Annotated in this window: 15 protein-coding genes; 9 read left to right on the forward strand and 6 right to left on the reverse strand. The window is 45.2% G+C overall.

Annotated features, from left to right (window positions below):
• Positions 1–109: 109 nt before the first annotated feature.
• Positions 110–1,540 (reverse strand): circularly permuted type 2 ATP-grasp protein, encoded by a 1,431-nt coding sequence (locus NCI00_RS22765; RefSeq protein WP_166560073.1) that lies wholly within the window; start codon positions 1,538–1,540, stop codon positions 110–112.
• A gap of 234 nt (positions 1,541–1,774) precedes the next feature.
• Here NCI00_RS22765 and NCI00_RS22770 point away from each other — a divergent pair, with 234 nt between their 5' ends.
• Positions 1,775–3,316, forward strand: coding sequence for a DUF5723 family protein (locus tag NCI00_RS22770; RefSeq protein ID WP_253531618.1), 1,542 nt, complete (start codon positions 1,775–1,777; stop codon positions 3,314–3,316).
• A 7-nt stretch (positions 3,317–3,323) separates the two neighbouring features.
• Positions 3,324–4,088: an enoyl-CoA hydratase/isomerase family protein gene (locus tag NCI00_RS22775; RefSeq protein ID WP_253531621.1), complete on the forward strand. Its 765-nt coding sequence runs from the start codon at positions 3,324–3,326 to the stop codon at positions 4,086–4,088.
• A 1-nt stretch (position 4,089) separates the two neighbouring features.
• On the opposite strand, the gene NCI00_RS22780 is transcribed toward NCI00_RS22775, so the two are convergent.
• Both NCI00_RS22780 and NCI00_RS22785 read right to left on the reverse strand, forming a co-directional pair.
• Positions 4,090–5,022: an endonuclease/exonuclease/phosphatase family protein gene (locus NCI00_RS22780; RefSeq protein WP_253531624.1), complete on the reverse strand. Its 933-nt coding sequence runs from the start codon at positions 5,020–5,022 to the stop codon at positions 4,090–4,092.
• A complete protein-coding gene (locus NCI00_RS22785; RefSeq protein ID WP_253531627.1) occupies positions 5,007–6,269 on the reverse strand; it encodes a replication-associated recombination protein A in 1,263 nt (420 codons plus the stop codon). The genes NCI00_RS22780 and NCI00_RS22785 overlap by 16 nt, the downstream gene beginning before the upstream one ends.
• An 83-nt stretch (positions 6,270–6,352) precedes the next feature.
• Between NCI00_RS22785 and NCI00_RS22790 the strand changes: the two genes are divergently transcribed.
• Positions 6,353–6,895 (forward strand): GNAT family N-acetyltransferase, encoded by a 543-nt coding sequence (locus NCI00_RS22790; protein ID WP_253531630.1) that lies wholly within the window; start codon positions 6,353–6,355, stop codon positions 6,893–6,895.
• 259 nt (positions 6,896–7,154) lie between these two features.
• Here NCI00_RS22790 and NCI00_RS22795 read toward each other — a convergent pair whose 3' ends face one another.
• The gene (locus NCI00_RS22795) at positions 7,155–7,736 is read right to left on the reverse strand and encodes an RNA polymerase sigma factor (protein ID WP_114069394.1); all 582 of its coding nucleotides are present in this window, start codon (positions 7,734–7,736) and stop codon (positions 7,155–7,157) included.
• 100 nt (positions 7,737–7,836) lie between these two features.
• Positions 7,837–9,480 carry an adenine deaminase gene (gene ade / locus NCI00_RS22800; RefSeq protein WP_253531632.1) on the reverse strand — a complete coding sequence of 548 codons (1,644 nt, stop codon included), beginning with the start codon at positions 9,478–9,480 and terminating at the stop codon, positions 7,837–7,839.
• A gap of 179 nt (positions 9,481–9,659) precedes the next feature.
• On the opposite strand from ade, the gene NCI00_RS22805 reads away from it, so the two are divergent.
• Positions 9,660–9,995 carry a hypothetical protein gene (locus tag NCI00_RS22805; RefSeq protein ID WP_253531634.1) on the forward strand — a complete coding sequence of 112 codons (336 nt, stop codon included), beginning with the start codon at positions 9,660–9,662 and terminating at the stop codon, positions 9,993–9,995.
• Positions 9,996–10,085: 90 nt separating this feature from the next.
• Positions 10,086–12,320: a DUF5916 domain-containing protein gene (locus tag NCI00_RS22810; RefSeq protein WP_253531637.1), complete on the forward strand. Its 2,235-nt coding sequence runs from the start codon at positions 10,086–10,088 to the stop codon at positions 12,318–12,320.
• 74 nt (positions 12,321–12,394) lie between these two features.
• On the opposite strand, the gene NCI00_RS22815 is transcribed toward NCI00_RS22810, so the two are convergent.
• Positions 12,395–12,526 (reverse strand): DUF1059 domain-containing protein, encoded by a 132-nt coding sequence (locus NCI00_RS22815; protein WP_310586789.1) that lies wholly within the window; start codon positions 12,524–12,526, stop codon positions 12,395–12,397.
• A 253-nt stretch (positions 12,527–12,779) separates the two neighbouring features.
• Here NCI00_RS22815 and NCI00_RS22820 point away from each other — a divergent pair, with 253 nt between their 5' ends.
• From NCI00_RS22820 to NCI00_RS22835, 4 genes are all read left to right on the forward strand, one after another.
• On the forward strand, positions 12,780–13,169 hold the full coding sequence (locus NCI00_RS22820; RefSeq protein WP_253531639.1) for a hypothetical protein: 390 nt from the start codon (positions 12,780–12,782) through the stop codon (positions 13,167–13,169).
• Positions 13,170–13,632: 463 nt separating this feature from the next.
• Positions 13,633–15,420, forward strand: coding sequence for a translation elongation factor 4 (gene lepA, locus NCI00_RS22825; RefSeq protein WP_114069385.1), 1,788 nt, complete (start codon positions 13,633–13,635; stop codon positions 15,418–15,420).
• Between the two features lie 9 nt (positions 15,421–15,429).
• Positions 15,430–16,020, forward strand: coding sequence for a Uma2 family endonuclease (locus NCI00_RS22830; RefSeq protein WP_253531641.1), 591 nt, complete (start codon positions 15,430–15,432; stop codon positions 16,018–16,020).
• A gap of 90 nt (positions 16,021–16,110) precedes the next feature.
• Positions 16,111–17,733, forward strand: coding sequence for a pyruvate dehydrogenase complex dihydrolipoamide acetyltransferase (locus NCI00_RS22835; protein ID WP_253531643.1), 1,623 nt, complete (start codon positions 16,111–16,113; stop codon positions 17,731–17,733).
• Positions 17,734–17,816: the final 83 nt, after the last annotated feature.

Consider the following 17,816-nt stretch of genomic DNA (forward strand, 5'->3'; position numbering starts at 1 on the left):
CATACTAATTGGTATGTCAAGATTTTTATCAATTATTTTTGAAAAAATAAGCCCCTTTTGAAAAGGGGCTTATAAAAAGAAATAGAAATGTATTATAAATATTTAATTATCAATACGTTACCCAAGTATCTTTTCCACCCCCGCCTTGCGATGAGTTTACGACCAACGAACCTTTGCGCAACGCAACGCGCGTGAGTCCGCCCGGAATGACGTTGATACCATCGCCGTAAAGAATATAAGGGCGCAAATCTACGTGGCGACCTTCGGCGTGGTCGTCCACGATACAAGGCACGCGTGAGAGCGAAATCACGGGCTGGGCAATGTAGTTACGGGGATTGTCTTTGATTTTCTGACGGAACAGTTCGTGTTCTTCTTTGGTCGCTTTCGGCCCAATGAGCATTCCGTAGCCTCCTGCTTCGTTGGCTTCTTTAATGACCAGATTTTCCACGTTTTCAAGTACGTATTTGAGGTCATCGGCTTCGCGACAAATGTACGTTTGAACGTTAGGAATCATCGCTTCTTGATCCAGATAATACTTGATAATGCGCGGCACGTACGCATAAATCACTTTATCGTCGGCAACGCCCGTTCCAGGAGCATTGGCAAGGGCTACGCGGCCTTTTTTGTACACATCAAATATTCCCGGAATCCCGATGAGCGAATGCGGATTAAACGCCTGCGGGTCCAAAAACGTATCATCCAAACGACGGTAGATTACGTCAACAATCTCAAACCCACGGGTTGTTCGCATTTTTACGTATCCTCCCGAAACCACCAAATCGCGGGCATCAACGAGTTCAACGCCCATTTGCTGCGCCAAATAAGAGTGCTCAAAGTAAGCTGAATTATAAATTCCCGGCGTCAGTACCACAATGTTTGGATCGGGACGGTCGGCAATAAATTTAAGCATTTCAAACAAACGCGCTGGATAATCAGATACTGGCCGTACACCTGTGCGGGCCAAGACCTCGGGAAAAATCTGCTTTGACAACTCTCTATTTTCCAGCATATAAGACACGCCCGACGGGCAACGGAGATTATCTTCCAAAACCATGAATGTTCCGTCGTCGCCCCGAATCAAATCTGTACCTGTGATGTGACACCAAATTCCTTTCGGGGGTTTTAACCCCTTGCAGGCTTCGAGATAGCATTTTGAGGTTTCAATCAAATCTCTCGGCACCACTCCATCATCCAGAATTTTCTGGTCGTTGTAGATATCGTCAATAAACATATTCAGGGCCGTAATCCGCTGAATAAGTCCTTTTTCCAGTCGATTCCAATCCTCGCCTGCTACTACCCTCGGGATAATGTCAAGCGGCATAATACGTTCGGTTCCTTCTCCTTCAGAATAAACATTGAACGTAATCCCCATTGACATCAGCGCCCTTTCGGCGGTATGCTGGCGATTCATCAATTCGGTTTGCGTCAGTTGTTCTACGCGTTGTTTAAATGCCTCACAGCCGGGGCGAATCTTGCCGTCCGACGAAAACATTTCATCGTAAAACTTCTCGGTGTCATAATTTTTAAAAGAGAAATGCATAATGGCGAAAAAGTAGGTGAGTTATTTGTTTTGCCGAACAAGATATGTACAAAATAACGATTTAGCCAAATTTTCTACCTCAATTTATCCCATTCATTTTACATTTCTTAAATTGTATGATTATATCGTACTTTGCGTCACCTTTTTACGTTTCTTGAAATGGAAGATATAGTATTTCCAACAAATCTTATTTTCCGCTGGTTTTAATACAAACTAACACTTTACTCTTTCGGGATGACACGTCGCCTTTTGGTCATTATTGTTGGAATACTGAGTTGCATATCTGTCCAAGCTCAACACTGGCTGGGGCTATCTTCGAGCAATTATGCAGGTACAAACGCACTTTTTCTAAACCCTGCTCATGCCGCCGACTCTCGACATAAATTGTACATCAATCTTATTGGCAACGATTTTTTTCTAATCAATAACTACCTTCGTTACGATGCTCCTTACTCATTTGTAAGTTTAATCACCAACAGTGTTTCCCAGAAATACCGCAGCGAACGTGGTCTAATTATCTGGAAAGACGCCTATTATGCCGAACGCCTCAACGGTAAACCCAAACATTTTCATACTGGCGGAGATTTACGGGGGCCATCTGCCTTATTTTCTTTCAAAAACAACCGCTTTGCCATAGCACTTACTACCCGAGGTAGGTATACCCTCAACCTGACGGATGTATCGGAAGAAACGGCGCGTGTGATTCGCTACGGAACCAATTTGGTTGAATTACAAAGTAAGGATTTCACCAATCAAACCGCCAAGTTGTCGACCAACGGCCTAGTAGAAATAGGCGCTACTTTTGGTGCCGTACTGGCCGATTGGGATGAAGACTTTCTGAAAGTAGGCGTGACCGTGAAGCGATTGGTTGGGGTTTATAATGTCCATGCCGATATGCAAGACGCGGCTTACCGAATCAACGTTGAAAGTCTCAACCCCGAACGTGAATTTATTCTGGCCTCCAAATTACAGGCTACCTACGGCTACACTACCGAAGAAGCCTTTTCTAATCTAGGACTTAACCCCCAATTTCTGTTCGGAAACCGCTCGGCAGGAGGTGGCTGGGGCTTTGACCTCGGGGCAGTATATGAGTACCGGCCAGACGTACAAAAACTCAAAATCGGTGGACCACGAGGCGGTCGGCACCACGACCCCAACAAAAATAAATACAAATACCGTATTTCAGCGGCGCTGACAGATATTGGGGCTATCCGCTACAAAAACTTAAATTATGTACGAGAAATCGACGTTGACCCTCCTGCGGCCCAATTCTCCTACATTAATTTCAACAGTCTGCCAAGCAGTGGTGCTGCCATTGATGCCGTCAACCGAAGCATCAATGTCCGGCCTGCCGATACTCCCCGAGGATGGACCGTTGGTCTGCCCACTTCTTTCAATGCAAGTTTTGACTATCATCACAAAAATCGATTGTACGTCAATGCGCTTTGGGTGCAGGGCTTACGCGGCAAAAACTATTTGGATATAAAACCACAATCGGTTTTTGCCATAACACCCCGTTACGAAACCAAATGGTTTGAAGTTTCCACTCCTTTAGCCATGGTCGACAATTACAGAGTATTTACCATGGGATTAGCCACCCGAATCGGCCCAGTTATCATCGGTACCGACCATCTAGGAGGGCTTTTGGACATTGGTAAACCCCAAGGATTAGACTTTTACTTTGGGTTGTACGCTCCGTTTTTCCATCGCAAACCTGACGACCCAAACAAGTGTTGGTATCAGCCTTACGAAAAATCCTCGCGTCGTAAACGATAATCCGCTTATGGAACCTCATGTCACCGTCGACCTTTCTCCCGAAGGAATCGCTACGATTACGTTTTTTCACCCTGCCCAAAACGCCATGCCAAGTTTTCTTTTGCGGCAGTTGGCCGAAACTATCCAAGAAACGGGTCAAAATCCTGCCACAAAAGTCATTATTTTACAAAGCGGAGGTGAGCGTACATTTTGCGCGGGCGCAAGTTTTGACGAACTAGCCACGATTCAAAACGAAGAAGAAGGCTTGACTTTTTTTTCGGGCTTCGCCAACGTCATCAATGCTTGTCGTACGAGTCCAGTAATTGTTTTAGGGCGGGTACAGGGCAAAGCCGTAGGTGGCGGGGTAGGTTTAGCCGCTGCAACCGACTATTGTTTTGCCACCCAACACGCCTCCATTCGGTTGAGTGAATTATTGATTGGAATCGGCCCGTTTGTGGTAGGGCCTGCCATTGAGCGCAAGATAGGCGTATCAGCCTTTTCACAACTTACGCTCAATGCTTCTACCTTTTACTCCGCCACTTGGGCCCAAGACAAAGGTCTTTATACCGAGGTTTTTGAAACAACCGCCGAATTGGATACGGCCCTCAGCGCCTTTGCACGTTCTCTCACGGCCTACCATCCTGCTGCTTTACAAGAATTGAAGAAAGTATTTTGGCAAGGAACAGAACATTGGAATACCCTTTTGACCGAGCGTGCAGCCATCAGCGGCCGACTCGTCCTGTCGGATTTTACACGGGCGGCTATTGGCCGAATGAAAGCAAAAAATCAATAAATCAGGGCCGAAAACGCAACTGAATGACCAATGGATAGTGGTCAGACTTGGTGTATTTTACAGTCTGAAATACGACCGTTTCTAATCGGTTGTTGATCAAACAATGGTCAATCGGAATCAACATGAGTGGCATCCAAACCGGCCAACTTGGATGAAGACCAAACCCTTCGCGGCAATTGGTTAGCCCTGACTTCATTATGAAATCTTGGTAAATAACCGACCAAGGTGTGATGTTTAAATCGCCAATCACGAGCGTTGGATTTCGTTCTTGGGTCAACAATGCTGCAATGTGCTTCAATTCTTGATTACGGATTATAAAATCCACTTCCTTGATGGGGTTGTAGGCGTGGCACGCAATGATGGTCAAGGGTTTGTTTTTGACAATCGTGGTCAATCGCATCAACCCTCTCACGGCAAAAGTCGCCGCTGAGTCAACCACAATCGGCGTACGACTTGCCACAAACACCTCGGTGTCATTTTTGGCAAAAACCACAAAAGAATGCGGATATTCTTGCGCAAACGTCTTTTTTAAGTGCGCAATAAGCGGCGGTGTGGCTTCATTGATGGAAAAAAAATCAGGTTTTTCTTCCCGAATCTGTTGGGTAACGAGCGAATAATCATGGTTTTTGAAAAGAACGTTAGCGTGATAAACCTTAAAATCAGCTTTATGTTGCGAAACTGATTTTGACGAGAATAACCAATTCTCTATCAACCAAGCATTTCCTACAAATAGCGCTAAACTCAGGGCCGTCAATGCCCATTGCTTCCGCAAAAGCTGCCAAATGGCTAACATCAAACTTAAAAAGCAGTATTGAACCCGGAAGCTGGAAAAATGATCAAACCAACGGCTGTATTCACCCAAATATCCAATCAACGAGGCAAAAAGCACCAACCAAGGAGCGTATTGTAAAGCTTTTTTCAATATTCGTACCATTCGCCCCACCATTTTTGCAATTGTTTACGAATTTCATTTTCCCGGGCATTTTGTCCTGGTTGGTACAAAACAGTGCCTTTTAGCTCGTCGGGCATAAAGTTTTGAGCCGCAAAATTTCCAGGATGATTATGAGAATATTGGTAGTTTTTGCCGTAGCCGATTTCTTTCATCAACTTCGTCGGGGCGTTGCGTAGATGCAGCGGCACGGGCAAATGCGCGGTTTGTTCGGCCAACGCCAATGCCTCATCAATGGCCAAATAACTCGCATTGCTTTTGGGAGAGGTAGCCAAGTACACCGCCACCTGCGACATGATAATGCGAGACTCCGGATAGCCAATCACCTTAACGGCCTGCAAACAGGCATTGGCCATGATTACTGCCGTCGGATTGGCGTTTCCAATGTCTTCGGAAGCCATAATCAACATACGCCGGGCGATAAAATCGGGGTCCTCCCCCGCTTTTATCATGCGGGCCATCCAATAAAGGGCCGCGTTGGGGTCACTTCCCCGGAGCGATTTGATGAAAGCCGAAATAATGTCATAATGTTGCTCTCCCGATTTGTCATAACGCGCCATGTTTTGCTGGGCTACTTCGGTCACCATTTCATCGGTAATCGCAATCAGTTCCTCCTGACTATGGGCATTAACCACCAATTCCAGCAGATTCAACAGCTTTCGTCCATCACCACCCGACAACCGCAACAGGGCATCATACGACTCAAACTGAATGGTTTTGGTCTTCAAGTCTTCGTCTTTTTCCACCGCTTGGTGCAGCATTTTTATTAATTCTTCTTTTCCGAGCGCTTCTAAAATATACACCTGACAGCGCGACAGCAGCGCCGAGTTGATTTCAAAGGAAGGATTTTCGGTGGTTGCGCCAATGAGGGTAATTTGTCCCTTTTCGACCGCGCCAAGCAGCGCATCCTGTTGGCTTTTGTTGTAGCGGTGAATCTCATCAATAAACACTACGGGCGAAAAAAGACCAGACGGGCGCGCCAACACATCGCGCAACTCTTTCACTCCAGAACTTACCGCGCTCAAACTGTAGAGGGTTCGTTTGGTCGATTCGGCAATGAGTAGCGCCAGCGTTGTTTTTCCTACACCCGGCGGCCCCCACAAAATCATGGACGGCACCAAATTGTTTTGGATAGCCCGACGTAAAGCACCGTTGGCCCCCAATAGTTTGGGTTGGCCGATAAAATCATTGAGCGTGCGCGGGCGCATACGTTCGGGCAAGGGAGCAAGCATAGCATCGGCAGTTAATGGTGGGCACAAAAATACAAATGCTCGTATAAATCTATCCTAGGAGTCTTCCAAACTTCCTATTATTTTTGAATACTCTTTACTTAAAAAAAATGAACAATTACCGAATTGCTACCCCTAACGACATTGAAACAATCGCTAACCTACACGCATTAAGTTGGCAAAACAGTTATCGAGGAATGCTTTCAGATGATTATCTGGACAACCACGTCCTGGCAGATCGGATTCAGGTTTGGACGCAGAAAATAAATGAGCCTCCAGCTAATCAAATTATTTTTGTCAAAGAAATAGACAATATCGTCGTTGGCTTTGTTTGCGCTTACGGAAGTCAAACCGATGAATTTGGGACATTTATTGACAATCTTCACGTACTACCTTCTTTTAAAGGACGGGGAATTGGTAGAGATCTGATGCAAGAAGTATCTGACTGGAGTCTTCAACATTTCAACCAACCCAAACTCTACTTAAAGGTCCTCGAAGACAACCACTCAGCCCGATTTTTTTACGAAAAAGTTGGTGGTGAAAAACAAGCCCTGTTTTCAGACATGATGCCTGGAGGGAATAATGTTCGTGTTTGGCGGTGCGTATGGAAAAAATTTCAGCCAATCTAAGTTTTCTTCGTGCTAAAAATTACCGAGAAGCATGAAATTACCACCATGCTATTAAGTATGTAGGCTGAGTTAAGAGAGGCTTTCCAAACGGCCCGCCACACAGCCCACTATACTTTTGATTATCAGCAATTTACAACTAAAACTTTGAAGGTATTATTTTCCCTCAATAATTAGGCAGAAACACCAAACAAAACGCCCGTAGAAATTCATCCACGGGCGTTGGCCTAAATATCAAATTAAAGCAAAATTCTTTTTAACGCTACACGATTACGCGCTCCATCGACAGTTGTTTTTTCAAGCTCGTCAACGCACCAAATACGAGGTTATACACCGATTGGATATTGATTTTCATGAAGTTAGAAATTTCTTCGTTGGTCATATTAACGTAGAATTTCAAGAAAATAGCTTCGCGCTGACGGCGGGGCAGTTTTTCGAGTGCTTCATTCAGGTTACGATTGGTTTGTAGATAATCTTCCTGAGCAATCACATAAGACTCTGCCGAAGCGGTGTACAAATGATGGTACTCCAACGGAATCTCCTCGCTGCTCGTGTTTTTTTGCTGGGCATTGAGGTGACGAACCAACTTACGTTTAATCGAAGCCATCAAATAATAGCGTACCGAAGTGGTATCGCCGAGCGTGTGGCGGTGTTGCCAAAGTTCCACAAACAAATCGTGGATACAATCCTTGATTAGAGCCTTATCGGCGCTGAATTGTGTACAGTAATTGTACAATAATTGAACATAACATTGATACAAACGTGCAAAAGAAGGCTCATCGTCTTGGCGGAACTGATTCCAGAGAGTTACCTCTTCTTGGGTTGTAAGGTGAAAACGAGGCATTGGGGTGGAGGGGTTTGGGGTTTAGAAACAATCACGCCTCAAATGTAATTTTCTTTATAATAAGTTGCAAAATAAAAAGTGTTTTTTTAACAATTAATTTTTAAAAATATAATTTGGTAAAACTGAAACTTTGCCCATCAAATAAACCTAAATCACTCATTTTCAACGAAGGAATTACTAAAAGGCCCATAAAAGATAGTGTCATAAACGGCGAATTTAGCTTAGAACCAAGTTGAGATTTAACAAAAAAATCAATTTGCGTATACTGTTCCGCCACTTTATATCCATCAACGTCCGACATCAAACCCGCAATTGGGAGCGGTAGAAGATGCGCCGCACCCGCTTTTTGGCTGACCGCACTCACACCACCTTGGGCTTCAATCACCAAATTGATGGCCTGTACCAAACTTTCATCGTCACAGCCCACGGCAATGATATTGTGAGAATCATGCGCCACCGACGACGCAATCGCTCCTTCCTCCAATCCGATGTTTTTAATAAATCCTACCGCGACAGGCGCAGGATGATAGCGATTTACAACAACGATTTTCAAAATATCCCGCGCCGTATCCGACACAATAAGGCCATTCTGTATCAGCGCTGGCACTTCCAACTGATTTGTGATGAGTTGTCCATCCAACGCCTCAATGACGTTCAATGTCAAAGACGAAGAAGTCGCTTCAATTTTCAAATCAGTGGCCTGTAAAAATTTACAGTCAAATTGATTGACCAGCGGGCTTCGCAGGTCAGGGATATTTGAGCTGCCATTTTGGGATACTTTCTCTCCTTCTATGTAGGTCTCCAAAATGTCAAAATCTTGAAGATTGTTGACCAAAATAAAATCAGCGGGGTCTCCCTCCCGCAACAAACCGACGTTGAGACGATAATGCAATACGGGATTCAGGCAGGCCGCCCGCAATACGCTGAAAAGCGGATAGCCTTTGGCCAGCGCTCGCTTTACTAACTGATTGATATGGCCTTCCACCAAATTATCGGGATGCTTGTCGTCCGAGCAAAACATCAGTCGGTTGGGGAAGTCGGCGATAAGCGGGATAAGCGCCTCAAAATTTTTGGCTGCGCTTCCTTCCCGTATCAAAATATAATCTAACCCAAGTTGAAGTTTATCAAGCGCCTCGTCGTAGGTGAAGCACTCGTGGTCGGTCGTGATGCCCGCTTCGATGTATTTTTGGGCATCAGCACCGCGCAGCCCCGGCGCATGTCCGTCTACGGGCTTATTGAATGCCTGCGCCAAACGGATTTTCATCATCACATCGGGGTCTTCGTGCAAAACGCCCGGAAAATTCATCATCTCGGCCAAGTAACCAATTTCTTTCATGGCCAACAACCGACGAACGTCTTTGGCTGAAATCACGGCCCCAGCGGTTTCGAAGGTAGTAGCGGGTACGCATGAAGGAGCACCGAAACAAAACTTAAACGGCACGCGTTTGCTGTCTTCAATCATGTATTCTACGCCCGCCACGCCCAACACATTGCCGATTTCGTGCGGGTCGGAGACCGTGGCGACGGTTCCGTGGACAACCGCTAGACGGGCAAATTGCGCGGGGGTCAACATCGAACTTTCAATGTGGACGTGGGCATCCACAAAACCGGGCATGATGTACGGCAGTTCTGGCTCCTCGGCTCCAATTATTTTGATACTGATGATTCTTTTTTCGGCTACTTCAATTTCGGCCTTTCCAATGGTGTGGTCAAAAAGATTAAGTAAATTGGCTGTAAATAGCATAATTCCCAAAAGGGTTAGGGGTTTAAAATGAAAGAGTTAAGCGCAAATAAATACTTTATTATCGGTAAGAAAAGAAGCAATAATACCTTTGCCACTTTTAGATTTAGCCCTCAACCCGTTGAGAAAGTTGCCTAAAATTAGTTCTTTCGTAAAAAGTTGTCAAACCTTTTACGAAAACCATGCCAAAACAATTTCGTCTGCCCATGATTTTAGTACACACTCCTTTTTTGTGGGTGGAAGGGCTGACGTTTTTTCCGTGGGTGTTTTGCCGTGAAGCCAGCCCGCCCAAATGGCTGCTCAATCACGAGCGCATTCATCTGCGTCAACAGCTTGAGCTGGGAATATTTCTTTTTTATGCCTGGTATCTGGTAGAGTTTCTCGTGCGGTTGATTCAGTACCGTCGTCGCTATTTAGCATACAGAAATATTAGTTTTGAGCGCGAAGCCTACACAAATGACAAGGATTTAATATACCTAAAGACCCGAAAAGCTTGGGCTTTTTGGAAATATTTGTGAGTTATTGAGCTATGAGATGGTTGTTGGTACACAAAACCCTTAAATTTGTTCTTTCCTAATCTATCTCTCGTAAACAACCCACCGCATTTGATGAGAATTCTACTTTTACTCCTATTTTCCATCCCAGTCTTATCCCAAAACATAACCCCTTACAAGGTCAATTTCACGACGGATAAAATTAAAATTGACGGTGTTTTGGACGAACCCATCTGGGAAAAAAGTACCACATTAGGGGATTTTTGGCAATACTTCCCCACGGATACCCTAAAAGCCGTGTACAAAACGGATGTAAAAATCGCGTACGACGAGAAATTCGTTTACATCAGCGCCAAATGCTATACCAAAAGCAACAAGTTTGTCATTCTCTCCTACCGCCGGGATTATCGGGCGGGCGGCAACGACAACGTCACCTTTGTCATTGATACCTTCAACGATAAGACCAATGCGTTTTTGTTTGGGATGAACCCCTTGGGCGTAATGCGCGAAGCATTGCTCTACAACGGGGCCACCGACAACTCTTTTTTTAGTGAATTTTGGGATAATAAATGGACGGGCGAATCAAAGATTTATGATAACTATTGGACCACCGAAATCGCGATTCCCTTTACGACCTTGCGTTTCAAAGAAAACACGCCTCAATGGTTGTTTAAAAGTTATCGTTTTGATACCCAAATAAACGAGCAAAGCACGCTTGTGCAAATTCCCCAAAATCAGATTATCATGAATTTGGGCTATGCCATTCCGATTGAATTCGAAAAACCTTTGAAAAAATCAGGTGCCAACATCTCACTGATTCCGTACATTGCGGCGGGCAACGCGCAGGACTTCGTGAATCCTAAAAACCCCAATAATGGAAGCCGGCTCAACTTCGGAGGAGACGCCAAAATCGCCGTTACGTCGGGGCTTAATTTGGATTTGACCATCAATCCTGATTTTTCCAATGTAGAAGCCGACCGACAAATTATCAACCTTTCCCGATTTGACATCAACTTTCCCGAACAGCGGCAGTTCTTCTTGGAAAATTCCGATTTGTTTTCGGGTTTCGGAAGTTACGTCATCAACCCTTTTTTGCCCCCGCAAAGCAACCTTGGCGGAGCGGGCAATCAAATCATCAGTCCTTTTTTCTCGCGTCAAATCGGCATCGCCCGCGACTCCACGACGGGCTTAGGCGTTCCGAACCGTATTGTGTACGGCGCTCGTTTGAGCGGAAAACTAGACGATAACTGGCGTCTTGGGCTACTCAACGCTCAAACGGCCGATGATGAATTTAAGGGAATCTCGGGGGCAAATTATGGCGTACTGGCCGTGCAACGGAAGATATTTAACCGGTCAAACATCGCGGCTATTTTTGTCAACAAACAGACCTTACACCCCGAAATGAGCCCCAAACTGACGAATTTTAACCGAGTGGGTGGTCTGGAATACAATTTTACCTCTAAAGACAGCCGCTGGACGGGCAAAGCCTATTATCATCAATCTTTCAGTGAAACCAAGCAAAAAGATGCTTTTGCCAATGGATTCTCCATCATGTACAGTGTATTGAAATATACTTTCCGCTGGGCGCACGATTGGGTGGGCAAGGGCTACGACGCCGAAGTGGGTTTTGTACCGCGCAAAGATTACCTGCGCATCAACCCTACACTCGGGTTTTCGTTTTATCCGCGCAACAAACTCGTCAACCGGTACAGTGTTGGGGTGGCCTTGGAGCAATACACCATGCCCAACATAGGTACCACTGACCGCATAGCGGGGCCGTTTTTGTCAATGTTTTTCAATAGCTCGGCACGGATGCTGTTTTCAATCAATCAAAACTATACCTATCTTTTTTCTGACTTTGACGCGTTACGCAGCAACAACAAACTGGCTCCTTTAAAAAGAGGTTCGGAGTATACTTACTACAACGCTTCGCTCAATTATTTCTCGGACCAACGCAAAAAATGGTGGCTTTTTGCCCAGCCGCTCATCGGGCAATATTACGACGGAAACATCGTGAGTCTGGCGGGCTCGCTCAACTATCGTTATCAGCCCTACATTGCGTTGGCGATGAACTTCACCTACAACCACATTGATTTGCCCATCGGCAAAAACAACGTTTTTTTGATTGGCCCACGCTTAGACTGGACGTTCTCTAAAAAGGTTTTTTTGACAACCTATATGCAATACAACAGTCAATTTGAGAACATGAATATCAATACGCGTTTTCAGTGGCGTTTTGCGCCCGTGTCAGATTTCTTTTTGGTCTATATCGACAACTACAACACCGCCAACGGCCAATCTCGCAACCGTTCTATCCAAGCCAAGCTGACGTATTGGTTTAATCTGTAATATTCTATTCACCGCAGATGACCTTTTGAATGTTATCTGCGGTGAATGCTCAGTGTTCTGCGGTGCCCCCCCCTTCAATTCTCCTCTTTAATGAAAACTTTTCCCTGTTCTGCCATTTCGGGCGTAATAGCCAGTCCGTGCACGTTTAGGGCATGAGCCGCGGCTATGTTTAGTACTTCTTCTTTGGTAGGTAGTTTTATTGAAATTCAGCAAACAGGTAGATTCTAAGTTGTATATTGGGTACCAAGGATGGGAGAGTTGATGTGTGAAAGATGTAATTCTTCAAGGTAAAAGTGTAATGATTTTGGGCCTAAAAAACGGATTTTTGCGGTACAAAAAAATGTTCAAAAACCAAAAACAGAAGCAATGTTTTTGTAGGTCAATAAAAGAAGGAGGAGACTATTATCACTTCTTTACACAAATTGATATTAATTACACAATCCAAAACTAACACACACCATGACAACATCAAAGAAAATTGGCATTTGGATGGATTCAGAAAGCGCTCACTTTATGGAATTTACGGATGAACCCAAACAAGATGCCGAAATTGAGTCAACATTTACGCACGAAGCGAAGGAAATCAGTTTAGGAAAGAATGAAAATATAATGCACAATAAAGAGCAACATCAACAGGCCGATTATTACAAACGGTTGGGGGAGGTTATCAAAAACTATGATGAAGTACTCCTTTTTGGTCCTACCAACGCCAAGGCCGAACTTGTTAATCTATTAAAAACCGACCACCATTTTGATAATATAAAGATTGAAGTTATGTCGACTGAAAAAATGACCGAAAACCAACTTCATGCCTTCGTTAAAGACCATTTTTCTAAAACCAGCCACTAGGTCAGAATTTAAAATTCCAATTAATATCCGAGAATAGATGAAGCAGGAGGTGAAAGCATCACTCCAGTAAATAATCTCCAATGTAATGTAACCATAATGGCTACCTTACTGAAACATAAGGTAGTATAACGTGAGGAAAAGCGATACTGGCTCCTGTTTTTCAGGAGCCAGTATTGTAAATAAATGGTACGCAACCTTAGGTCACCTTTAAGTAACATATTGGTTACCTACAATCTGAAACGTAGCGGTTAAACTATGTTTCATAATTGCACTTACCCCTACGGTGGCATATAACCATAAAATGCAACTTCAACCGATTGTTGGGCAAACAATCCTACCAAAGCCGCTGTTATTCGGCTAATCTGACGTAATTTTGCAAACCACATTGAGTATTAAGTATTGAGTACAGTTTTTGTACCAAGCTCTTACTACTCAATACGCTGCACTCAATACTAAATTTTTAATGAAACACATTCGTAATTTCTGCATTATTGCCCACATTGACCACGGCAAAAGCACGCTGGCCGACCGCTTATTGGAGTTTACCAAGACGGTCACTAACCGTCAAATGCAAGCCCAGCTACTTGATGACATGGATTTGGAGCGTGAGCGCGGTATCACCATCAAGAGCCACGCCATCCAAATGGACTATTTATATAAAGGCGAAAAGTACACCCTTAATTTGATTGATACGCCCGGCCACGTGGATTTTAGCTACGAGGTATCACGCTCGATTGCCGCCTGCGAAGGCGCACTGTTGCTCGTAGATGCTTCGCAAGGCGTAGAGGCACAAACGATTTCTAACCTGTATTTGGCGATGAATCAGGGGTTGGTCATCATCCCTGTTTTGAACAAAATTGACCTTCCAGGTGCCATGCCCGAAGAAGTCAAAGACGAAATGGAAGACCTCCTCGGCTGCGACCGCGACGATATCATTCCCGCCTCGGGCAAAGCAGGCATCGGCATTGAAGAAATTTTAGCGGCCATTATTGAGCGTGTTCCCGCCCCCAAAGGCAATCCTGATATTGAGCTCCAAGCCCTGATTTTTGACTCTGTTTTTAATTCTTATCGCGGTATTGAAGTAATTTTCCGCGTTCAGAACGGTAGCATCCGCAAAGGCGATAAGGTAAAATTTGTGGCCACGGGCAAAGAATACAATGCCGACGAAATCGGGACGCTACGTCTGGAAAAAGAACCCAAAGATGTGATTGAATGCGGCGATGTAGGGTACTTGATTTCGGGTATCAAAGTAGCCCGTGAAGTAAAAGTTGGAGATACAATCACGCACGTAGATAAACCTTCCAAAGAACCCATCAAAGGGTTTGAAGAAGTAAAGCCAATGGTTTTTGCGGGACTTTATCCCGTCGAAACCAGCGAGTTTGAAGAAATGCGGGAAGCCATGGAAAAGCTGCAACTCAACGATGCAGCCCTCGTGTGGGAACCCGAAACGTCGGCGGCGTTGGGCTTCGGTTTTCGTTGCGGCTTCTTAGGAATGTTGCACATGGAAATCGTGCAGGAACGCCTAGAGCGGGAGTTTGACATGACCGTGATTACGACCGTTCCTTCGGTAAAATTCAACGTGGTGACCACCAAAGGAAACATGCTCGAAGTAAGTGCACCTTCTGAAATGCCCGAACCCAACTATATTGAGTGGATTGAGGAGCCTTTTATCAAAGCACAAATCATCACGAAGTCTGAATACATCGGGCCCATTTTGAAGCTTTGTATGGACAAGCGCGGCCTGCTCAAAAACCAAAACTACCTTACCGCCGAGCGTGTGGAGTTGGTGTTTGAAATGCCATTGGCTGAAGTAGTATTTGACTTTTTCGATAAGTTAAAAACCATCTCGCGCGGATATGCTTCGCTCGACTATGAGCTGCTGGATTACCGTGAGTCAGACATGATTAAACTCGACGTGATGCTCAACGGCGACGGCATAGATGCCCTTTCGGCCATCGTACACCGTACCAAAGCCTACGAATGGGGAAAGAAACTTTGCGAAAAATTGCGCGAACTTATTCCTCGTCAGATGTTTGAGATTGCCATTCAGGCCGCTATCGGACAAAAAATCATTGCCCGCGAAACCGTCAAAGCCATGCGTAAAGACGTACTGGCCAAGTGTTACGGAGGAGATATTTCTCGTAAACGTAAACTGTTGGAAAAACAGAAAAAAGGAAAGAAACGGATGCGTCAGGTCGGTAGCGTAGAAATCCCGCAAGAGGCGTTTATGGCGGTGTTAAAGATTAATTAATGTATAAATATGGGTTTGCCAGCACACAATCATCAATTTTATACCATTGCTGAATACCTTGAACTCGAACGCCAAACTGGCATTAAATACGAGTATGAAGACGGTGAAGTATTTGCGATGGCTGGAGGAACGGTTGAACATAGTCTTATTGGAAACAACATAGGTGGAGAACTCCGCCGTGTTCTCAAAAATCGCCCGTGTAATGCCTACAACAGCGACCTAAAAATCGCCATCAGCGAGGAAAAATATCGCTACGCGGATGCATCGGTGATTTGTGGCCCCGTAGAGTATTTTGATGAGAATCCCGAAGCCGCCAAAAATCCCGTGCTGATTGTAGAAGTGCTTTCCGAAAGTTCGGAATCGTACGACCGAGGTGAGAAATTTAAAAAATACCGTCAAATTCCAACTTTCAGGGAATATGTATTAATTGAGCAACGCTTTCCGTTGGTAGAAGTATTTTTTAAAATAGACGAAAAGACTTGGCAATACCGAGTCTATGAGCAATTGGACCAAATGGTGCAGTTAGATTCTATCGAAGCCGAAATTCCGCTTGCCGAATTATACAGCGGAGTGATTTTTAATGAACAAACATCGAACTAATTTCTGAAAGAAATAAACGACTTTTGAGTGTTTCTACTAATTTTGACACTCGAAACTTAAAGGAACTATTCCCTATTCATTCTCACTCATATGGCAGAAGTAATCCGAATGCCCAAGATGTCCGATACCATGACCGAAGGCGTCATAGCAGCTTGGAACAAGAAAGTAGGAGATGTAATTAAATCAGGCGATATCATTGCCGAAGTAGAAACCGATAAAGCGACCATGGACTTGGAGTCCTACCAAGAAGGTACACTTTTGTACATTGGCGTAGAAAAAGGCGCTGCCGTACCCGTAGATGGCATCATGGCAATCGTGGGTGCGCCCGGCGAAGATTACAAGGCGCTTCTTGATGGCGGCGCTGCTCCATCTCAACCCGCACCTGCCACAGTTCCCGCTGAGCAACCAGCGGCGGCACCTGCTCCCGCAGTAGCAGCCCCTGCGCCCGCCGCAAATGTCAACGCGACGATTGTAAGAATGCCTAAAATGAGCGATACCATGACCGAAGGGGTACTGGTAGCGTGGCTAAAAAAAGTAGGAGACAAAGTAAAATCAGGCGATATTCTGGCCGAAGTCGAAACCGACAAAGCCACCATGGAACTTGAAAACTACGAAGACGGCACCTTGCTCTACGTTGGAGCCAAAGAAGGAGAAGCCGTAGCCGTAGATGGCGTCATTGCTATCATTGGCGAAGACGGCGCTGATTACCAAGCTTTATTGAACAGCGATGGTCAACCAGCCCCCGTTGCAGTCGCAGCACCTGCTCCCGCCGCAACGACTCCTGCTGCTCAGGCCCCGCAAGTCTCCGACAACGGTACCGACGCTCGCATTAAGGCGTCGCCATTGGCAAAAGCGTTGGCAAAAGATAAAAACGTTGATTTAACCAAAATCACGGGTTCGGGCGAAGGTGGACGTATTGTTAAGAAAGACATTGACGCCGCACAATCAGCACCTGCAAAGCCCGTAGCCACTCCAGCTCCAGTACCACAGGCTGCTGCTCCTGCACCCGCCGCCGCTCCAGCGCCCGTGGGCGAATACGAGGACGTGCCGGTGTCGCAAATGCGCAAAACCATTGCCCGTCGTTTGAGCGAAAGTTTGTTTACAGCTCCGCATTTCTACCTGACCATGGAAATTACCATGGACAAAGCCATGGAATTGCGCGGTAAAATCAACGAAGTTAGCCCTGTCAAAATATCATTTAACGACATGGTCATCAAAGCCGCAGCGTTGGCATTGAAACAACATCCTGCCGTTAACTCTGCGTGGTTGGGTGATAAGATTCGCAAATATCATTACGTAAATATTGGCGTGGCGGTAGCCGTTGACGAAGGTCTGTTGGTTCCCGTGGTGCGTGACGCCGACAAGAAAGTACTTTCCATTATTGCTGGAGAAGTGAAAGAAATGGCCGCCAAAGCCAAGGACAAAAAACTTCAACCTAAAGATTGGGAAGGCAATACATTCTCGATTTCAAACCTTGGAATGTTTGGGATCGACGAATTTACGGCCATTATCAATCCGCCAGATTCGTGCATCATGGCCGTGGGTGGCATCAAGAAAGTAGCCGCTTTCAAAGAAGACGGTACGATTTATCCCACCAATATCATGAAAGTAACGCTCTCTTGCGACCACCGCGTGGTAGATGGTGCTACAGGCTCGGCCTTCCTCCAAACGTTTAAGAAACTGTTGGAGAACCCGCTCGGAATGTTGGTATAATCAACCCCACGGCAGCGGCCGACCTTAGTCCCTCTCCTACTGTCATTTTTTAGGAGAGGGATTTTTATTGTCCATCAATTGTT

The organism is Runella salmonicolor, assembly GCF_024158025.1.
In the GTDB taxonomy this organism is placed as follows: Bacteria; Bacteroidota; Bacteroidia; order Cytophagales; family Spirosomataceae; genus Runella; species Runella salmonicolor.